Consider the following 18,411-nt stretch of genomic DNA (forward strand, 5'->3'; position numbering starts at 1 on the left):
GTCCGTAATTGTACCATCTAAGTGCGGGCTTAACCCGCTATAGTCAAAAACAGGTGGAATCAAAAGCAGTGAATAAAAAAATAAATGGATAGCTTCTGGTGACCGGAAGTCATCATCAAAATAGAGTCGAGACGACTAGGTAGAGCGCCCAAAAGTTTGCTTCAACACAACAATAAAGGATGCCAGTTTCATGAACGAGACAGTACGCAAATTGGACGGACAAACAGCCGTTGTGACGGGTGCCGCGCATGGTATCGGCTATGCAATCGTGGAACGTTTCGCAAGTGAAGGCGCCAATATTGTACTGGCGGACATTGATATAGACGGGGTCGAGAGTGCAGCGACAGACGTTGCCATTCGTTTTGCTGTAGACACGCTACCAATGCAAATTGATGTTGCATCCGAAAACGATAATGCGCGCATGATAAATGAGGCCATCAAGGTATTTGGCCGGCTCGATATTCTTGTGTGCAATGCGGGCATCGTCAGACCAGCCTGCCCGATTGAAGACATTAAACCTGACCAGTGGCGACAGGTCATTGATATCAACTTAATGAGCTGTGTCTACGCTACGACAGCATTTATTCCTCATGCAAAGGCCAATCGTAGCGGTCGCATTATTTACATGGCCTCGGTGGCAGGACAGGTTGGGGGCGTTGCCTCAGAGGTAACCTATCCGGTAACGAAGGCAGGTGTCTTATGCCTTACCAAAGCTGTTGCGCGACAACTTGGGCCATTTAACATCACGGTCAATGCAATCGCGCCAGGTGCTATCCAAACGGCAATGACCGAGATTCTACAATACTCACCTGAAGTCAAAAAAAGTATCCCACTCGAACGTTACGGTGATGTCTCAGACATCGCTGCTGCTGCCCTTTACCTCGCGAGTGAGGATGCTCGCTATGTGACGGGCTCCACCCTTGATGTCAATGGCGGCATAGCAATGCGCTAACAAAAAACCAAAGAGAACAATTATGGACATGTATGAAAAACGGCTTCGATTACGCGAGCTTCTTCACGAGACAGGCTGCACGCCCCTGATGGGTGCCTACGACCTGCTCAGTGCGAAAATTATTGAGCAGACTGGTTTCCCAGCGCTCTATACCGGCAGTTTCGTGACAGGCGCTAGTGCTTATGGACTTCCCGATGTAGGGCTCGTTCAAATGCATGACCTGCTTGGCTTGGCTCGGGAGATCGCCAAGGAGACAAACCTTCCCCTAGTTTGTGACGCAGATACAGGCTGGTATCACGCTGCCAATATTTGGCGAACGGTTCACGAGTTTGAGTCGGCCGGTGCCTCTGCAATACATATTGAAGATACTGTGTTTGGGAAACATACCGAACACCCAGCCGTATTACTCGACTCAACAGTCATGTGTCAACGCATCAAGGCATGTGTAGACGCACGCAAAGACCCTAACTTCCTCATCTTCGCCCGCACTGATGCTATATATCTAAAAAATGATCCCGAAGAAGCCATCTCACGAATCAACGCCTATCTAGCCGCAGGAGCCGATGCTGGTTTTATACCCTTTAAAGGGTCGGTAGCTGCGCTAGCTGAATTTCGGAAAAGAATTAACGGCCCTTTGGTTGTAACCAGCGTTGACTTCCAAGATTCGGTGGCAGAAGAGGCTGTAGCAGGGGCAAACATGTCAATTTATTGGCCTTTGACTCTTTTCGCTGCATTTAAGGCGGTTAAGCAGGTATGTGAGGAGTTTTACCAGCATCAGGACGCGACCAGGCTTCATGAGTTCTGCTTTGATGAAGGGTTGATCAACAAGACCATTTCCTACGATCGATTCGAAGACAACCTTCGTCGGTTTGGTGCCGTATAGCTTTAAAGAAGGTGTACGTAACATTCATATAACGATTAGTGGCAGCTTTCCACTGATGGTAGAAGTTTTAGATCCCACTAAGTGTGAAAAGCAAAAAGCCTCAATGTAATGGTCTGGTCACTTAAACTTGTTCTTAAAAAGTTTTACCAACTAACTATTAAATAACCGTAACAGGAATCATCGCCATGTCTTACAATTCTAAAAAATTTTTCGGTGGAATCGCCATTTCTCTTACAGCCATGGGAGCTCTCAGCTCACAAGCTTTGGCCCAGCAGAGCTGGACAATGACATCTACCTGGCCAGACAGCATCTCCCTTGTTGAAATCGATCGTCGCTGGGCAGAGACCGTAAATAAGCTGGTTGGGGATGAGCTGCAAATCAACTTCCGAGCTGGTGGCACGTTAATGCCCAGTACGGAAGTATTCGACGCTATTGAGACTGGCGGCATCGAGGCTGCAGGTGACTCGCCTGTCTATTGGGCCGGAAACAGTCCCGCATTTTCGCTATTAGGTACGACCCTTAGCCTGTTCACTGCGGTCGATTATCTCAACTGGATTCAAGAGCGGGGTGGGTTCGAGCTCTACCAGGAAGTCTATGGTCAATATGGCATGGTGTATTTGCCACATGGCGTCGTCAATAACGAGGCTGGCTTCATGGGGCGTACCGAGATCAAGAGTCTGGCAGACCTTGATGGCAAGCGCTTGCGTATCTCTGGGCGGGATCAAGGTCGTGTACTGGAGCAGCTGGGGGGCTCCCAAGTCACCCTAGCTGGTGGGGAGGTCTACCAGGCGATTGAGCGTGGCGTGGTCGATGCAGCTGAGTTCTCTACTCCGGGTGTCAACTATAGTGCTGGTTTTGAAGAGGTAGTGGAGCACTGGGCTGTGCCAGGCTGGCATCAGTCGGCCAGTGTGGTTGGCGTTATGATCAACAAGCAGGCGTGGGATGCCTTGTCCGAAGAGACCCAGGAAATCTTAAAGATTGCCGCCGAGTCCAACTTAGCTTGGTCGCTATCACGCTCAGAGATGGAGTCCACAGAGGCAACCGCCAAATTCTTAGAGTCTGGTGTGACTATTAATCGGTATTCGGACGAGGATCTAGAGAAAATCCAAAACGTCGCCAATGAGGTGTTTTTACGTGGCGCCTGTGAAGACCCCAGCTATGCCAAGGTTATCCATTCCATGATCAAGTATGTTGATGAGTATGCGGTTTGGCGGGATGTCTCGGTGCCCTTTAATATGAGTCGCGTCAATAACAACCTTCCGTCATTAGAAGAAATCGAGTCCTGCATGGATCAATAAGCATGTCAGGGGTGGGTTCGGCATGGATCCACCCTTCGAACTAACTGAAGACAACCAAGCCATGCTGTTATGGTTCCGACCGCCTCGAGATACTTCCTATGAATGCTATTGTCAGAACTATTGATGCCCTTAATGAGGGATTTGGACGCCTAATTGCACCACTTCTTGCGATAATTACACTGATTGTAATCTATGACATCGCTATGCGCTTTTTCATTGGTCGACCTAGTGACTGGGCCTTCGATGTTACCAAGATGTTGTTTGGAGCCCATTTTATGCTGATGGCGGCATACGGGCTGCGTCATCACGTCCATGTTGAAGTCGATGTGCTCAAACGCCTGCTATCCCGTCGCAAGCAGGCAGGATTGGAACTTTTTGGTTACCTTTTCTTCTTTTTACCCTTTATCTGGATGCTGGGCACGCTGGGCTGGAGCTTTTTTATCCGCTCCTTGGGTCGTGATGAGACCACATACGGCATGGTGTCATTGCCTGTTTACCCAGTGAAGGGAGTCATTGTTATCACTGCCTTTCTACTTCTGCTGCAGGCCATCGTTATTGTTAGCCGTGCCGTGCAGCAACTGCACCAGGAAGAAGCCGTATGAGCCCCGAATTACTCACCCTGTTCATGTTCGGTGGCCTGTTGATCGGTTTGTTTATGGGGCATCCGCTGGCCTTTGTACTGGGCGGTATTGCCGTGCTCGGTGCTTGGCTGGGTCCAGGCGCGAACACATTAAGTCTCCTCATTAACAACATCTACGGCAATTCCATGGACAACTATGTCCTGGTGGCTATTCCACTGTTCATCCTAATGGCGCGCTTTCTCAACGACTCGGGCGTTACTGAGAAAATGTTTGAAGCGATGCGTTTACTGATGGCAAACCTGCGCGGTGGCCTGGCTTTGACAGTCGTTGTTGTTTCGGTATTGCTCGCCGCCACCACCGGTATTGTCGGTGCCTCCATCGCCGTGATGGGAATGATCGCGCTGGTGCCTATGCTCAACTATGGCTATAACAAGCAACTGAGCACCGGTGTCATTATGGCGAGTGGCTGCCTAGGCATCCTTATCCCACCGAGTATCATGCTTATCCTCATGGCTAGCTACTCGCCGGTTTCAGTAGGATCACTGTTTGCTGGTGCCTTAGTTCCGGGCCTGATGTTGGGTATGATGTATGCTATTTACGTGCTGGCGATTTGTCATTTCAAGCCAAGCTATGGTCCACCGGTACCGGCCGAAGAGCGTGCCAAGGTCTCTACTCGCCAATTGCTGGGGATGCTTGGCAAGTACGTTTTGCCGCCAATGTCCTTGATTCTCGGTGTGCTGGGATCGCTGTTCACTGGCATTGCTACCGCCACGGAAGCATCCGCCATTGGTGTAGCCATCGCCTTCCTGCTATTCCTTATCTTCGGTGATCGCAAGCTTTCGACGTGCTATTGGACTCTGATCGAAGCCAGTAAGACCACCACTATGGTGATGCTAGTGCTGGTCGGCGCCACCGCCTTCACCGGCGTGTTCTCAATTGGTGGAGGCATGCAGGTCATCCACGAGGTCGTGATGGCCATGCCGGGCGGCACCACCGGAGCGCTGATCTTAATGTTCTTCTTGGTCTTCATCTTGGGCATGTTCTTAGACTGGACCGGCATCGTGCTGCTCAGCTTCCCGATCATGTTGCCTATCGTCGATAGCATGGGAGTCGATGTGCTGTGGTTCGTGGTGATGGTTGCCGTGGTGTTACAGACCTCGTTTCTGACGCCCCCGTTCGGCTATGCACTTTTCTATCTCAAGGGCGTATCACCCAAAGGCGTTGAGACTGTTGATCTCTATAGGGCCGTAATTCCTTTCTGCGCGCTGATTGTACTCGCCTGCATATTAATGGCACTGTTTCCTGTATTGATAACCGGCCTGCCGTCACTGCTATTAAATAGCTGACATTTGGCCAACCACGAGCGTTTGCGGTTCCCTTAAGACGGGCATTAACCTATGTTAGAAGAAAGGGGTAAGCAATATGGTGCATTGCCTTAAACTAAGTTTTGTTAAATTAAAATTCTCAACCTAAAAAAAGATATTTACTAATAATGTAGCTGCCCACTTGGGCAGCCTGAAGCCCGCCGAAGGGGGCTTGGATCTATCAGTTCATGAGAAAGCGAGTAGATTATTCCAACTGCCATTCAGCAAGCGGTACTTCGTTTTGGCAGCTGGTGTCCACCTGCGCGAGTGGGTCGCCAAGAAATTCGTTAATCACGGTGGATCGACACTCATTGACCGGACTGTGCCCCAAGGCCTGCATCTCAATAGCCTGGAGGTTAGGCATTGTTTCGGCAAGTTCTTCACTCCAGCGAGTACCGCAGCAAGGGTCCATCTGACCATGGATCGCCAGTGCGGGCGTTTCTGCAGTGACTATGTCGTTATGTTCGGGGGGCACATCGCCATCTCCACCCCACCAGGCACAAAGCCAGATAGGTTCAAAACCAATAATGGCGGGTTCTCGTTGCACTGCTGCAATCGAGTCTTGTGGTGTCGGGCGGTTGGTTCCCATGTCGTTACAGGCCTGAGCCAGAAACGCGCCCATGGCATAGTTGGGTGCTTCGGTAACCGGGTTATATTCGTCAATCATGAAGAAGTCATGAAGCGACGAGTAGTCACCCTCAGACACTTCGGAAACAATGCGGGGCAGTTCGCCGTAATATTGCGGTAGCATCAGGTAGAGCGTGTCGAGGAAAGCGGCACCGTCAAAGTATAGCGTTTTCTGCTCAACTCCTGATTCAACCTGGGCAATATAGGGTTTGTTGTCCAGTGCGCGACGCGCTCTATCAATGGCCAAGAACCATGCCGGGATCTGTTCTCGGCAAGCTTCACTCTCTTCAACGCACATGGCCAGGACGTCGGTGAATCGACGTTTTAATGTATAGAACTCATCTAACGGGGCTCTATTGCGAAGGCTGGCGTACCAGGGCCAACCAAGAATGGCGGATCTCACACTGTCGGGGTAATAGCGAACATAAGACAGCGCTGTGCCACTGCCGGTCGAGGAGCCGAATATATTCACGTTATCGTAATCAAGCAGGTTACGAATTTCTTCGAGGTCGCGTGAGGTGGCGCTTTCCGTATATTGGGAAATCTCAACGCCCTCATCTTCAAGCTTTTGATAGCAGGCGGCTACTTCTTCAGTGATGTGTGCCATCCGCTCCATGGGATCGAGCGAAGAGGTTAGCGCCGGTGTATGAATAATATTGTGGTATGGCGACACGGCTGCGTAGCCAGGACACTCCAATGAAGGGGTGGAATGCTTAAAGCCGCGAGGATCAAACACCACTAACGAGCGGTTGCCAATATCCTTACGCAGTTGTTCTATGTAATCAGCATTACCGAGGATGGAGTATCCTGGGCCACCGGGGAAAAAGACCACGGGATCACTTTCTGTATCGGCTTCATTTTCAGTCTCGGGATCGATGACGCCTACGGGGAGTTCAACTGTATTCCCGTTTGGATCGTCCCAGTTTTCTTGACCGTAGAAGGTGTAGCAACTGGCATTGAGGTCTTCGAGCACTTGAGTTGCGCAGGCTGTGCTTTCTAGCCGAGGGATCGTGTCTTCATCTTGGTCTTGTGCGTGAGCCATTCCAGCACCTAATGCAGCCATAAGGCATAGGCTCCTCAGTGCTTTATGCTTGTTGGGTGGCATGACATCTCTCCATTCACAGATAATTTTGTTAGCGAGAAAGACAGCAAATGCTTTACCGTAAAACCACTATTACACCCCGTAAACTCCGTTTTCTCGTTAATTTTTGCCTTGTCTAGTCTTCGCTCGCCGACTTTTAGTACAAAACCTAACGAAAAGGTTTACAGGTCAGGTTTAACTCTTGAATCCGCCTTTCATGGCTATTGCATCAAAAGTAAAAAATTACTTTACCCTATGACTTTTTTATCAAGATGAAGGTAAAGCGAATCAAACTCGCCAGCCTCCTTTAGTTTCTGCCAGTCAGGTATGGTTACCTTTCTTTTGTTCGTAATTATCAAGCCATCGTTACGAAGGGCCTGTAGTACTCGGTTTACGTGTACTGGGGTCATCCCCGTTGCATCTGCCAGCTCTGCTTGGGTGATAGGCATATCAAAAATGTTTTCATTTTCTACCAATCCCACCGCTTTAAGGCGTAGCAAGAGCTCACAGATAATATGAGCGATCCGTGAATAGCCTTCACGTTGCCCTACATTCAACAACCATTCCCGGAAAATGGAAGCATCCACCAACGTCTCATGCCAGAAACCCGCAGTGAGCCGAGGGTGACGCTCAAATAAAAGCGATAAATCTTGGTGCTGTATGAAGCCGAGTTTGCATGGGCTGAGTGATGCAATATTGATATCAATAACTTGCAAGTGCAGGCTTTGCAAATCTGGCATATCGCCAGGAATATGCAACGCCATTATTTGCCGTTTGCCCTCAAGGGTTAATTTGTAGACACACGAAAAACCTTCCAGCAGTAAGCAACATTGACGAGGTTGGTCGCCCATTTTAACGATGTCTTGGTTAGACTTGACGTCTTGTGTTTGTACCGGTAATTCCTGGAGCGCCCGCTTTTCCTCGGCAGTAAGGGTGAAGTTACTTTCTAACTTGCGAATCATCAGGTGGGTATGAGGAAGCAGGGCAGTCGGCATGTTTGCTCCAGATTTGGCAGGAATGAAGCCCTTCGCAACAGTGTCTCTGCTTGAGTGCTAATAAAAATAATGTTTAGACATATAAGTAGATCTTCTTGACAAGAATATTTTAAATACGAAATTATAAAAAGCTTATTTAAATTATTTAAGAAAATAAAAATTACCCAGCCGCCTAGAGCGCTTAGATAAAATTAACCATATGATTTTGGTGCCTGTATCTAATTGAAAATAATAATTATTTTATTTGTTTTTTGTGCATGACATAAAACTAGCCTTTGGTAGGCTAGTTTTTAAACTTAAGGTTTTAACTTTTGTTAAATTCTTGCGAGCTGGGCATGGGTGTGATGCGCGCTTAGGCACCCTACGTTAACCACTTCTACGAGCGATTAAAAAGGCAGCACACCGCCGAAGCCAATACCCAGCACGGCAACGATAACAACAACGATAACGACGATAGTGGTAGTAGACATATTCTCTTCCTTTGAATAGTGAGCGTTGCTATAGCGTAGTCGCGAAAGCGCTATTTCGCACGTTGGCGAAAACGACTGCCCTACGGTTTCCTCACGACGGAATGAAGTGACCAGCATGCGCCAGCAGGAGTAGGGCCGGTAGGGGGCTGCTGGGCTTGTCGGCGTGCTTACCTGACGTGCTGTTGTTCTTTTAGGCAGTTAAGCAGCAACTGACGGATTTCTTCATGTGTCTCCGCGTCGCCGCGCCATATGCAGTGCGACTGATGGCGTGTCGTTGAATCGGTCAGAGGAAGAAAGCTCACATTGGAAAAACCGGCTTTGGCAAGTGATTGGGGAACTAGAGCAACCCCCATCGCATTAGCTACTAGAGCAAGAATGGTCAACCAGTGGGAGACTTCGTGGCAGATATGAGGTTTAACATCGGCGTGGTGAAACAGTCCGATGATCCTATCGTAATAGTGAGGGGCAAGGTCGCGACCAAACAGGATGATGGGCTCATTGGCCAGTTCCTTGACCGCCAACTCGCGTCGGCCTGCCAGGTGGTGATGCGCTGGCAAGCAGCACAGGAAGGGTTCGTCCGATAGGATGACCGACTCGATTCCCACGGGTAACGGCATTGAGTGGATGAAGCCGATATCAAGTTGCTCTTGCATCACTGCTTCTACTTGATCTGCCGAGTTGCGTTCGATCAATTGTATTTCGATGCCGGGATAGCGGGATTGCAGGCGTTTGAGCAGTTCCGGCAGGCCGCGAAAGAGCATGGCAGGCGTAAACCCGACGCGCACCAGGCCGGTGGCGCTTGAGGCAATGCGCTGCACCAGCGTTTGCGAGTCTTCTAGCTGCTCGAGAATCCGGCGTGCCTGGCGCTGGAAGGCTTCTCCGGCAGGCGTGAGGGTAACGCGTTTGCTATTGCGCAGCAGCAGCTTGACCTTTAGCTCCTCTTCCAGTTGACGCAGGCTGGCACTTAGCGGTGGTTGAGAAATATGCAGGCGCTGCGCTGCTCTGCCGAAATGCAGCTCCTCCGAGAGCACCAGAAAGTAACGCAGCTGTCGAAATGTCAGTGCCATTGGCTTCGTTCCTTATTGTTTCTTGTTCTTCAATCATACATAAAACTGAATCAATGAATCCTAAAACAGTATTGGAGACGGCCTCTATACCCGCCTAATGTGACGATAAAACATATAATAAGTCCAAGAGGTACGCCGTCGTGAATGACATGATACACCGCAATATCCCCGATTCCTGGGGGCAGAACAGTTACCATAACGACCCCACCCTTTCCCAGCTTCTGGATCTCTATTTGCCGACGGCGCTACGTCAGCACCTGGAGCACCACTTCAACGAGATGGGAGCCCTTGCTGGCGGTGAACTGGAAACGCTGGCCATCGAGGCTGACAAGCATCCGCCTGAACTTGCCCTGCGCAGCCGAAATGGCACCGAGCGTCAGCAGATTCTCAAGCATCCCGCCTATCAACGCCTGGAAGCGTATGCCTATGGGCAGTTCGGGCTGGCGGCCATGTCGCACCGCGGTGGCGTGCTTGGCTGGTCGGAACCCATGCCGCCGGTAGTGAAGTATGCGCTGACGTACCTGTTCGTACAGGCAGAATTTGGCCTTTGCTGTCCGCTTAGCATGACCGATGCACTGACTCGCACGTTGCGCAAGTTCGGCGACGACGCCTTGGTGAACCGCTACCTGGAAGCGTTGACCTCACAGGATATGGATCTGGCCTATCAGGGAGCCATGTTCATGACCGAGCAGGATGCAGGCTCTGATGTAGGGGCGATTACCACGGAAGCGAGGCAGGAAGACGGCAAGTGGCGCCTTTATGGCGACAAATGGTTCTGCTCTAACCCCGATGCCGCGCTGGCGATGGTATTGGCGCGCCCCGAGCAGGGGGAGCGGGGTACTCGTGGTCTTACGCTATTCCTGCTGCCCCGGTATCTGGAAAATGGTGACCTTAACCATTACCGCATCGTACGCCTGAAAGACAAGCTGGGTACTCGCTCCATGGCGAGCGGTGAGATCCTGCTCGAAGGCGCCGAAGCCTATGTGGTGGGAGAGCCGGGACAGGGCTTCAAGCAGATGACAGACATGATCAACATGTCTCGTCTCTCGAACGGGGTGCGGTCGGCGGGGTTGATGCGGCGCTCACTCAATGAGGCGCTTTTCATTGCCCGCCACCGTCAGGCGTTTAGTAGCCAGCTCATCGATCTGCCGCTTATGCAGCGTCAGCTCAGCAAGATGATGCTCACTGCCGAGCAGGGGCGCACGATGGTCTTCCACACGGCCGAGTGCCTGCGGCGTGCCGATGCGGGGGATGCCCAGTCAGCCAAGCTATTGCGTATCCTGACGCCTATGATCAAGTTCCGTACCACGCGGGATGCACGCAAGGTGGCTGGGGATGGTATGGAAGTACGTGGTGGATGTGGCTACATCGAGGAGTGGTCGGATGCCCGCGTGCTGCGCGATGCCCACCTTGGCTCAATATGGGAAGGCACCAGCAATATCGTTGCCCTGGATGTTTTCCGGGCGGTTCGGCGTGAACAGACCTTGCCGGTACTGGCTGACTACTTGCACCAGCAGTTGCAAGCGTCCGCCCTTGAGGAGCACGAGCGCCACCTGTTGCAGGTGCTCCTCGACAAGGCAGTGGCGAGCGCGAATGCACTGGCAGAGGATCCTGCCTGCGAGCACGACGCGCGGCGGATCGCCAGCGGTCTCTATCACATTACCTCCGCCATTCTTATGGCCTGGGAGGCGTCCAGGATCACGGGAGACAGGCGGCGTTTGGCACTCGCCTGGCTGGTGGTACACCACAAGTTACTACCCCCCGATCCGCTATCGGTCAGTCGCGCGTCGCCGGAAGCGCTGGCGACGCTGCTCAGCGAAACGCCGATGACCGACGAACAGGTCGCTGCGGTGGTGAATACCCAAGCACTGGCGCGTTCCCACGGGCTGGAGGTGGGGCATGGATAAGCCCAATGGCGCACTGAGCGGAATCAGGGTGATTGATCTTAGCCGTGTGTTGGGAGGCCCGTACTGCACCCAGGTGCTGGGGGACTACGGTGCGGATGTGATCAAGATCGAGCCTCCCGGGGGGGATGAAACCCGCGGCTGGGGGCCTCCTTTCGAAGGCGATGCAGCTTCCTATTTCCACGGTTTGAACCGCAGCAAGCGCGGGATGGCGCTGGATCTTCGTCATCCTGACGGCAAGGCACTGCTACTGCAGTTGCTGGAGGGGGCCGATGTGCTGGTGGAAAACTTCAAGCCGGGAACCCTGGAAAAGTGGGGGCTGAGCTATGACATTCTCAGCGCGCGCTTTCCCCGTCTGATCCAGTGTCGAATCAGTGGATTTGGTGCTGATGGTCCGATGGGCGGTTTGCCTGGCTATGACGCCATCATCCAGGCAATGGCAGGGCTGATGAGTGTCAACGGTGAGAAACAGGGGGAGCCACTGCGAGTGGGGCTGCCCATTGTCGATATCGTGACTGGCCTGAATGCCGTCATCGGTATCACCTTGGCTCTCCATGAGCGTACGCGCAGCGGACGTGGGCAGTTTGTCGAGACAGCACTGTTCGACTCTGGGCTGTCCTTGATGCACCCCCACTTTCCCAACGTATTCTACGGTGGGCCGCCGCCGCGCCGCACGGGAAATGAGCATCCCAATATTGCCCCTTATGAGGTCTACCGGACGGCGACACAGCCGATTTTTCTGGCAGTTGGCAATAATGTGCAGTTCGCGCGCTTATGCGAGTTGCTCGAATGCCACGACGTTAGCCAGGATGAACGCTTTGCGACCAATGGTGCCCGTCTGGGTAACCGCGATGCACTGCGTGATGTGCTGGAGAGTGCCATGGCCAGGTGGGAAGGGGACAAGCTCGCCGACCGGTTGATGCGTATCGGCGTTCCCTGCGGGCCCGTACTCGATACCACGCAAGCGCTGGCGCATCCGCATACCCAGCACCGCGATATGATCGTCAAGATCGGCCATTACAAGGGCACTGGCTCGCCGATCAAGCTAGCTCGAACACCCTCGCGCTATGAAACGCCACCGCCACGCTTTGCCGAACATACCAATGCAATCCTTCATGAAGCAGGGTTGACTGAGCAACAAATAGAGCACCTGAGAGCGAAAGGCGTGCTGCCGGATGTACCGGTGGCTTAGCCCCAGTGCACCATTGTGTGCCTGACTGCCCAGCCGAATGGGCTGATAACAATCACCAATGACGTTGATGCCAATAACAACACAACATGAGAGCAAAACCATGAAACGCACGCCCCTGGCCACTGGCCTTATCTCCACCGTTTTTGCCGTACTAGCCAATACGGCCTCGGCCGCAGAGCTTCCCAGCACCATGACATGGACCGCCTATGATGTGGGCTCGCAAGGGCACTCGGAGGCCTCCGCCATCGCCGATGCCTTTGGCAAGGCCTACAACACCCGCATCCGTATCCAGCCTGCGGGATCGGCCATTGGGCGGCTGCAGCCCCTGGTGAGTGGCCGGGCGGACTATGCCTACCTGGCCACGGAGTCCTTCTTTGCAACGGAAGGAATTTACGACTTCAGCGAGCGCCGCTGGGGGCCCCAAGACCTCAGAGCCGTTGCCGGAAGACCATCTACCTTTGGTGTGCCATCGGCTGCCGACGCCAATATCCACACGCTTGATGACTTGCGGGGGCAACGGGTTGCCTACGTGGCAGGCAACCCTTCGGTCAATGTGAAATGTGATGCGATCTTGGCCTTTGCAGGGCTGAGGCGCGACGATGTGGAGGCGGTGATGTTCCCGACTCACGGCGCCGCCATGAGTTCGCTGGTCGAGGATCGGGCCGATGCTACTTGCACCACCACCACCGCCAGCCAGCTTTATGAGCTGGAAGAGTCGTCTCGTGGTATTCGCTGGGTAGATATTCCTGCCGATGACGAAGAGGGCTGGGCGCGCATGAACCAGGTGGCCCCCGTCTTCCAGTCATTCCGTGAAACCATTGGCGCCGGGCTAAGCGAAGAATCTCCCGCCAACATGCTTGCCTACCGTTACCCGATCATCGTGGCCATGGCTGATCGTGACGAAGAAGAGGTCTACCAGTTCATCAAGAGCCTGGATGAGAGTTATGACCTTTACCGTGACGCGACCGCTGCCATTCACCGCTGGGCAATCGAGGACGCCGGTGTGCCGCCTATCGATATACCTTTTCACCCTGGGGCTATCCGCTACATGCAAGAAAAAGGGCTATGGAGCGAGGAGATGCAGACATGGAACGATAACCGCCTCGCCCGCCTGGAAGCACTGAAGCAAGCTTGGGATGGCCTGCTGAACGAGGAGCCAGACCTCGAAGGGGAGGCGCTTGCCGAACGTTGGGAAGCTCGCCGGCAAGAAGTGATAGGCGCGCTTTGACCACGGGGTGGATATGTCACTGGGAGCGACAGCATGAGCAATTCAAGTCAAGAGCGATTGGAAGGTTCGGCAAGGTGGATAGTGATGGGGCTGGGGGCCGTCGGTCTGTTGATGACGATCAACCAAACCTTTGCCCTCAAGCTGTTGGGGTTCTATCCGATCGGTAATGCCTTCATCTACTATCTGATAGGGCTGTTCCTATCGGCGGCACTACTGATCTTTCCGGCTCGCAAGGCTGATACCGAACGCCTCCCCTGGTATGACTGGGTGCTGGCGGGGGCTGCTCTTGGTGGCGCCATCTACCTTGGCCTTAATGGCCTGCGCATGACCCAGCAAGGGTGGGAGTATTTCGCCCCGCTCGAAGCAACGCTGGTGGCAACGATGATGCTGCTACTGGTGCTGGAGGGCGTTCGCCGCTGTGGTGGCTGGGCGATTTTTGCCGTGGCACTGCTGTTTGGGCTCTATCCGCTCTATGCAGGCCACATGCCTGGTTTCCTGTGGAGCAATGGCTTTGGCTTGGGGGAAACTATTCGAGCCCATGTCATGGGGGCGGAGAGCATTGTGGGCGTGCCGATGCAGGTCGTCGCCAACCTGATTATCGGCTTTGTCGTGTTCGGGATAGCGCTGACCATCACCGGTGGCGGTGAGTTCTTTATGAATTTCGCCACTGCATTGATGGGCCGAAGCCGCGGCGGGCCTGCCAAGGTGGCCGTCGTTTCCAGTGCCTTCATGGGCAGCTTATCCGGTAGTGCGGTATCCAACATCCTGACCACAGGGACGATTACCATTCCTGCCATGAAGCGCAGTGGCTATTCCCGCGAGTATGCCGCCGCCGTAGAGGCGTGCGCCTCCACGGGGGGTACCTTGATGCCGCCCGTTATGGGGGCCGTTGCCTTCATCATGGCTTCCTTCCTAGGCGTCAGTTACGGTGAGGTCATGATGGCGGCGCTACTGCCTGCGTTGCTCTTCTACCTGGCCCTGCTGCTTCAAGTGGATAACTATGCCGCCCGCAAAGGCCTCACGGGTATGCCCGCCAAGGATATCCCCAGAGTGCGTGAAACGCTGCTTTCTGGCTGGCCGTACCTGCTTAGCCTGAGCGTGTTGATCTATATGTTGCTTGTCATGCGCCTGGAAAGTCAGGCGCCTTACTATGCCACCCTTATGCTGCTGGTGATTTCGCTGGTTCGCCGTCAGCAGCGCCTGCGTATCAGTCAAGTGCTGGATTTTTTCTATCAGCTGGCACATGGGGTAGGGAGTCTTGTTGCTGTGCTAGCCGGTATCGGTTTGGTGGTCGGTGGGCTTTCCTATACGGGGGTTGCAGGGGCTTTCTCTCGCGAACTGCTGCTGTATGCAGGTGATAGCATTCCCCTAATGCTGGCGGCGGGGGCGATTACCAGCTTTATCCTCGGGATGGGCATGACGGTCAGCGCGTGCTACATCTTCCTGTCGATCCTGCTTGCGCCAGCGCTGGTGGGGGCTGGTCTCAATCCTCTTGCCAGCCATCTGTTCATTCTTTACTGGGGAATGCTCTCCTATATCACGCCACCCGTGGCGCTGGCGGCCATTACTGCGGCCGGTGTTGCCGGTGCCAACAGTACCCTAACAAGCCTGCATGCCGTGCGGCTGGGAGCCGTGCTGTTCGTGCTGCCGTTCCTGTTTGTGCTCAACCCATCGCTGATTTTGCAGGGCCCCCTGTTGAGCGTGATAGCCTCCGCTTTTACCGCCATGACTGCGATCTGGCTGGTGGCAGCGGCGATGGAAGGATATCTTTATCGGATAGGTTCGGTGGGAGTGCGCATGCGTTGTGCGCTGCTGATACCTGCCGCGCTGATGATCTATCCCGAATGGATCAGTGACCTACTGGGCTTTCTAGCGCTTGCATTGTGCTATCTGATAGCGGTGATGCGCACTACGAAATGCGCAGGTATTACGAAGTGCTCTACCTAGGTTAATCTGCTTTATAAGCCCACGGTGTTCGGCAGCAAAGCCTGTCGAGCGCCGTGATGCTTACTCTGCATCACGCAACGCTTTCCCCAGCCCGCCAAAATAGTCGCTAAATGCCACGTTAATCCGTTCCCGCTGCTCACCCTGGGGATAAAGCCCGCGTTCGGCCTCGGGTGAAGCTTTGGTGCCTTTGACCAGGAAGTGATTAGTGATGTCCGCATCCTGCACAAACGCCTCAAAGGCGCGTGCACAGAGTTCTTCGGGTTTGCTGTAATAGAGCTGGCCAAGCTTTTTATCCATCTGCACCGAGCTTTGAAACAGATCGCTAGGCTGGTCGCCTTCGGGCTGCAGTAATACGGCTTTGAAACAGCGCATAAGCAGTTGATTCAGAGGGTGGGCGATGGGCGTTGCATCGGCAAGCCAAGCAGTAGAGGCGAACATACCGGCAGGCGTGCCGCGAAAACACTTACTGGCGATATAGTGGTCGAAAGCATGAAACCACTCGTGGGCAATGCTGCCGGGGCCTGCGTTTTTGGCCAGCGCAAAACTGCGTTGGCTGGGGTCGTAGTGGGCAGAAACGCCAGGTCGGCCACCGCTGCCGTATTGCAGGGCGATTGAGCCGCGTAACGAAATCAGCGCCTCTGGCCCCTGTAGAATCACCATTAGATCGCACAGCGCATCGTGAAACAGCTCGGCGGCACGGTCGCGCTCAGCGCTGGTGACCCAGCGGCCAATCTCAATGGAGCGAAAATCAAACTGACGCCGGATCAAGGCAAAGCTGCTGGCTTGCCCTTGGCGGTGATCAGGGCCGCTGCGGTAAAAATCCCGCGCTTCAATACTCACTGGTCGCTTCACCTGGCAATGACTGAATGACGCCATGATAAAGCGCCATTAACGGATTGACACTACTGGTGATCAACTGCCGTTTGAGCCAGTGATGACGATCTTGGATATCTCCTTGCATTCCACCTCAGAGGCCCCACTAAGAAACAACAAGGACTTTTAATCGCCTCCTTTTCCACCGCCAGGAGAAAGATATGAGCAAGCGTATTTTAGTGGTACTGACATCTCACGATCAGCTGGGCGACACCGGTAATAAAACCGGCTTTTGGCTGGAAGAGTTGGCCGCCCCATACTATGTCTTCAAAGACGCAGGGGCCGAGGTAACCCTGGCATCGCCTCAGGGTGGCCAGCCGCCGCTGGACCCCAAGAGCGACGCTGAGGATAGCCAGACCGATGAAACGCGCCGTTTCAAGCAAGATGAAAAGGCCAATGCTGAGCTTGCAGCGACCCATCGTTTGGGCGATATGAAGGCCGATGACTTTGATGCGGTGTTCTACCCCGGCGGTCATGGTCCGTTATGGGATCTTGTTGACGATAAAGACTCCATTCGCCTGATCGAAACATTTATTGCTCAAGGCAAGCCGGTCGCTACCGTTTGCCATGCGCCAATTGTCTTAGTGAATGCCAAGAACAGCGAAGGCGAGCCGCTCGTTAAAGGCCGCCAAGTAACAGGCTTCACCAATGGCGAAGAAGATGCGGTTGGCCTGACTGACATCGTGCCGCATCTGGTCGAAGATGCGCTGCAACAGTGTGGCGGTATCTACACCAAGGCAGAAGATTTTACCCCTTACGTGCGTGAAGATGGCCAGCTGATTACCGGGCAAAACCCGCCTTCTTCAGCGCTAACGGCTAAGACGCTGATGGCGTGGCTGGAGAAATAACCGCTAGGTGGTAACGCAGGCTCAATGATAACGGCGAGGCTATCCTCGCCGTTTCTATTTTGGTCACAGACCATATTCTGACTACCTTTATAAGGTAGAGAGGGGAATTTGCTTAATAGGTAGTTTTCAGACACGCATCAAGGAGGTGGTTAACATGGAGACGGCACATGTTTATCGGATGAAGACGGCAGAGCACCGTTGCCCGTTTGGTATGAAAACGGTCGATTTGTTAAAGCGTAAAGGATATGAGGTTGACGATCACCCGTTAACCTCCCGAGATGAAATAGAGGCGTTCAAGGCTCAGGAAAATGTCGATACCACGCCGCAAACCTATATCGGCGATAAGCGTATTGGTGGTTATGAAGAGGTGCGCAAGCATCTTGGGATGAGCGTGCCGAATGCAAAAGAGACCACATATCGACCGGTAATCGCGATTTTTGTTACCGCCTTGCTGATCGGTCTGGCGGTTAGTTGGGTCGCCAATGGTACCTTGTTGGCCGCGCGGATGCCTGAATACGCAGTGGCAACGGCGATGGTGCTGTTGGGGTTACAGAAACTTCAGGATGTAGAGAGCTTCAGCTCTATGTTCCTTAACTACGACCTGCTGGCTCAGCGCTATGTCCCCTATAGTTATGTATATCCTTACGCTGAAACCCTGGCCGGGGTATTAATGCTGGCAGGCGCTTTGATTTGGCTGGCGGCGCCGTTGGCACTGTTTATCGGTACGGTGGGGGCGGTGTCGGTGGTTAAAGCCGTGTACATCGATAAGCGTGAATTGAAATGCGCGTGTGTTGGCGGTAGCAGCAATGTACCACTAGGCTTTATATCGTTAACGGAAAACATTGCAATGATACTGATGGGGCTATGGATGCCGCTTAAAATGTGGTTTTGAGCAGCACTGCCAGAACAACATCACTAGAACCATCCACTAAACGCAAAAGCGCCCTAAACGTGAAGGGCGCTTTTATGTTGTCCAGGCTTTCTAGCCCGGATTTCTCACAGGGTATAAAAGAAAGCGGCTGAAAGTGTTAACGTTTCAGGGCCTTACACCAAAAACCAACACCAACAGCCGCTTCCAAAATGGTACCTGAAAAGCTGACC

General features: G+C 53.3%; 17 protein-coding genes. 11 read left to right on the forward strand and 6 right to left on the reverse strand.

The window, feature by feature from the left end; genetic code table 11:
• Positions 1 to 190: 190 nt before the first annotated feature.
• The 5 genes from HZS80_RS04675 to HZS80_RS04695 all read left to right on the forward strand — a co-directional run bounded on the left by HZS80_RS04675 (position 191) and on the right by HZS80_RS04695 (position 5,060).
• The gene (locus HZS80_RS04675; protein ID WP_179915284.1) at positions 191 to 952 is read left to right on the forward strand and encodes an SDR family NAD(P)-dependent oxidoreductase; all 762 of its coding nucleotides are present in this window, start codon (positions 191 to 193) and stop codon (positions 950 to 952) included.
• A gap of 22 nt (positions 953 to 974) precedes the next feature.
• Positions 975 to 1,835 carry an isocitrate lyase/PEP mutase family protein gene (locus HZS80_RS04680; RefSeq protein WP_179915285.1) on the forward strand — a complete coding sequence of 287 codons (861 nt, stop codon included), beginning with the start codon at positions 975 to 977 and terminating at the stop codon, positions 1,833 to 1,835.
• 239 nt (positions 1,836 to 2,074) lie between these two features.
• Positions 2,075 to 3,133: a TRAP transporter substrate-binding protein DctP gene (gene dctP, locus HZS80_RS04685; protein ID WP_422822353.1), complete on the forward strand. Its 1,059-nt coding sequence runs from the start codon at positions 2,075 to 2,077 to the stop codon at positions 3,131 to 3,133.
• Between the two features lie 98 nt (positions 3,134 to 3,231).
• Complete coding sequence (locus tag HZS80_RS04690; RefSeq protein WP_179915287.1) at positions 3,232 to 3,735, forward strand: TRAP transporter small permease subunit; 504 nt, start codon at positions 3,232 to 3,234, stop codon at positions 3,733 to 3,735.
• Positions 3,732 to 5,060, forward strand: a complete 1,329-nt coding sequence (locus tag HZS80_RS04695; protein ID WP_179915288.1) for a TRAP transporter large permease — start codon at positions 3,732 to 3,734, stop codon at positions 5,058 to 5,060. The genes HZS80_RS04690 and HZS80_RS04695 overlap by 4 nt, the downstream gene beginning before the upstream one ends.
• A gap of 223 nt (positions 5,061 to 5,283) precedes the next feature.
• Here HZS80_RS04695 and HZS80_RS04700 read toward each other — a convergent pair whose 3' ends face one another.
• From HZS80_RS04700 to HZS80_RS04715, 4 genes are all read right to left on the reverse strand, one after another.
• Positions 5,284 to 6,747, reverse strand: a complete 1,464-nt coding sequence (locus HZS80_RS04700; protein WP_246361703.1) for an alpha/beta hydrolase — start codon at positions 6,745 to 6,747, stop codon at positions 5,284 to 5,286.
• A gap of 287 nt (positions 6,748 to 7,034) precedes the next feature.
• Entirely contained in the window at positions 7,035 to 7,781 is a 747-nt protein-coding gene (locus HZS80_RS04705; protein ID WP_035559758.1) for a Crp/Fnr family transcriptional regulator, read from the reverse strand.
• A gap of 386 nt (positions 7,782 to 8,167) precedes the next feature.
• The gene (locus tag HZS80_RS04710; RefSeq protein ID WP_144408599.1) at positions 8,168 to 8,368 is read right to left on the reverse strand and encodes a hypothetical protein; all 201 of its coding nucleotides are present in this window, start codon (positions 8,366 to 8,368) and stop codon (positions 8,168 to 8,170) included.
• A gap of 50 nt (positions 8,369 to 8,418) precedes the next feature.
• On the reverse strand, positions 8,419 to 9,318 hold the full coding sequence (locus tag HZS80_RS04715; RefSeq protein WP_052703778.1) for a LysR family transcriptional regulator: 900 nt from the start codon (positions 9,316 to 9,318) through the stop codon (positions 8,419 to 8,421).
• 149 nt (positions 9,319 to 9,467) lie between these two features.
• Between HZS80_RS04715 and HZS80_RS04720 the strand changes: the two genes are divergently transcribed.
• From HZS80_RS04720 to HZS80_RS04735, 4 genes are all read left to right on the forward strand, one after another.
• Entirely contained in the window at positions 9,468 to 11,225 is a 1,758-nt protein-coding gene (locus HZS80_RS04720; protein WP_179915296.1) for an acyl-CoA dehydrogenase family protein, read from the forward strand.
• Positions 11,218 to 12,414 carry a CaiB/BaiF CoA transferase family protein gene (locus tag HZS80_RS04725; protein ID WP_179915290.1) on the forward strand — a complete coding sequence of 399 codons (1,197 nt, stop codon included), beginning with the start codon at positions 11,218 to 11,220 and terminating at the stop codon, positions 12,412 to 12,414. Before HZS80_RS04720 ends, HZS80_RS04725 begins: the two co-directional genes overlap by 8 nt.
• Before the next feature lie 100 nt (positions 12,415 to 12,514).
• Positions 12,515 to 13,642, forward strand: coding sequence for a TAXI family TRAP transporter solute-binding subunit (locus tag HZS80_RS04730; protein WP_035559752.1), 1,128 nt, complete (start codon positions 12,515 to 12,517; stop codon positions 13,640 to 13,642).
• A gap of 33 nt (positions 13,643 to 13,675) precedes the next feature.
• A complete protein-coding gene (locus tag HZS80_RS04735; RefSeq protein ID WP_045812147.1) occupies positions 13,676 to 15,589 on the forward strand; it encodes a TRAP transporter permease in 1,914 nt (637 codons plus the stop codon).
• Between the two features lie 60 nt (positions 15,590 to 15,649).
• Here HZS80_RS04735 and HZS80_RS04740 read toward each other — a convergent pair whose 3' ends face one another.
• Together HZS80_RS04740 and HZS80_RS23805 are read right to left on the reverse strand one after the other, a co-directional pair.
• Positions 15,650 to 16,429, reverse strand: a complete 780-nt coding sequence (locus tag HZS80_RS04740) for a CLCA_X family protein (RefSeq protein WP_035559749.1) — start codon at positions 16,427 to 16,429, stop codon at positions 15,650 to 15,652.
• Positions 16,419 to 16,550 (reverse strand): hypothetical protein, encoded by a 132-nt coding sequence (locus tag HZS80_RS23805; RefSeq protein ID WP_281372546.1) that lies wholly within the window; start codon positions 16,548 to 16,550, stop codon positions 16,419 to 16,421. The genes HZS80_RS04740 and HZS80_RS23805 overlap by 11 nt, the downstream gene beginning before the upstream one ends.
• Before the next feature lie 73 nt (positions 16,551 to 16,623).
• Between HZS80_RS23805 and HZS80_RS04745 the strand changes: the two genes are divergently transcribed.
• A complete protein-coding gene (locus HZS80_RS04745; RefSeq protein ID WP_035559745.1) occupies positions 16,624 to 17,310 on the forward strand; it encodes a type 1 glutamine amidotransferase domain-containing protein in 687 nt (228 codons plus the stop codon).
• 154 nt (positions 17,311 to 17,464) lie between these two features.
• Entirely contained in the window at positions 17,465 to 18,202 is a 738-nt protein-coding gene (locus HZS80_RS04750; protein WP_035559742.1) for a MauE/DoxX family redox-associated membrane protein, read from the forward strand.
• Positions 18,203 to 18,411: the final 209 nt, after the last annotated feature.

This window comes from Vreelandella glaciei (assembly GCF_013415125.1).
Taxonomy (GTDB): domain Bacteria; phylum Pseudomonadota; class Gammaproteobacteria; order Pseudomonadales; family Halomonadaceae; genus Vreelandella; species Vreelandella glaciei.

Bases quoted from the DNA above. Each gene is read 5' to 3' on its own strand.
- HZS80_RS04675 (WP_179915284.1), top strand. From the start codon at position 191: ATGAACGAGACAGTACGCAAATTGGACGGACAAACAGCCGTTGTGACG.
- HZS80_RS04680 (WP_179915285.1), top strand. From the start codon at position 975: ATGGACATGTATGAAAAACGGCTTCGATTACGCGAGCTTCTTCACGAG.
- dctP (WP_422822353.1), top strand. From the start codon at position 2,075: ATGGGAGCTCTCAGCTCACAAGCTTTGGCCCAGCAGAGCTGGACAATG.
- HZS80_RS04690 (WP_179915287.1), top strand. From the start codon at position 3,232: ATGAATGCTATTGTCAGAACTATTGATGCCCTTAATGAGGGATTTGGA.
- HZS80_RS04695 (WP_179915288.1), top strand. From the start codon at position 3,732: ATGAGCCCCGAATTACTCACCCTGTTCATGTTCGGTGGCCTGTTGATC.
- HZS80_RS04700 (WP_246361703.1), bottom strand. From the start codon at position 6,747: ATGGCTCACGCACAAGACCAAGATGAAGACACGATCCCTCGGCTAGAA.
- HZS80_RS04705 (WP_035559758.1), bottom strand. From the start codon at position 7,781: ATGCCGACTGCCCTGCTTCCTCATACCCACCTGATGATTCGCAAGTTA.
- HZS80_RS04710 (WP_144408599.1), bottom strand. From the start codon at position 8,368: ATGCTGGTCACTTCATTCCGTCGTGAGGAAACCGTAGGGCAGTCGTTT.
- HZS80_RS04715 (WP_052703778.1), bottom strand. From the start codon at position 9,318: ATGGCACTGACATTTCGACAGCTGCGTTACTTTCTGGTGCTCTCGGAG.
- HZS80_RS04720 (WP_179915296.1), top strand. From the start codon at position 9,468: ATGATACACCGCAATATCCCCGATTCCTGGGGGCAGAACAGTTACCAT.
- HZS80_RS04725 (WP_179915290.1), top strand. From the start codon at position 11,218: ATGGATAAGCCCAATGGCGCACTGAGCGGAATCAGGGTGATTGATCTT.
- HZS80_RS04730 (WP_035559752.1), top strand. From the start codon at position 12,515: ATGAAACGCACGCCCCTGGCCACTGGCCTTATCTCCACCGTTTTTGCC.
- HZS80_RS04735 (WP_045812147.1), top strand. From the start codon at position 13,676: ATGAGCAATTCAAGTCAAGAGCGATTGGAAGGTTCGGCAAGGTGGATA.
- HZS80_RS23805 (WP_281372546.1), bottom strand. From the start codon at position 16,550: ATGCAAGGAGATATCCAAGATCGTCATCACTGGCTCAAACGGCAGTTG.
- HZS80_RS04745 (WP_035559745.1), top strand. From the start codon at position 16,624: ATGAGCAAGCGTATTTTAGTGGTACTGACATCTCACGATCAGCTGGGC.
- HZS80_RS04750 (WP_035559742.1), top strand. From the start codon at position 17,465: ATGGAGACGGCACATGTTTATCGGATGAAGACGGCAGAGCACCGTTGC.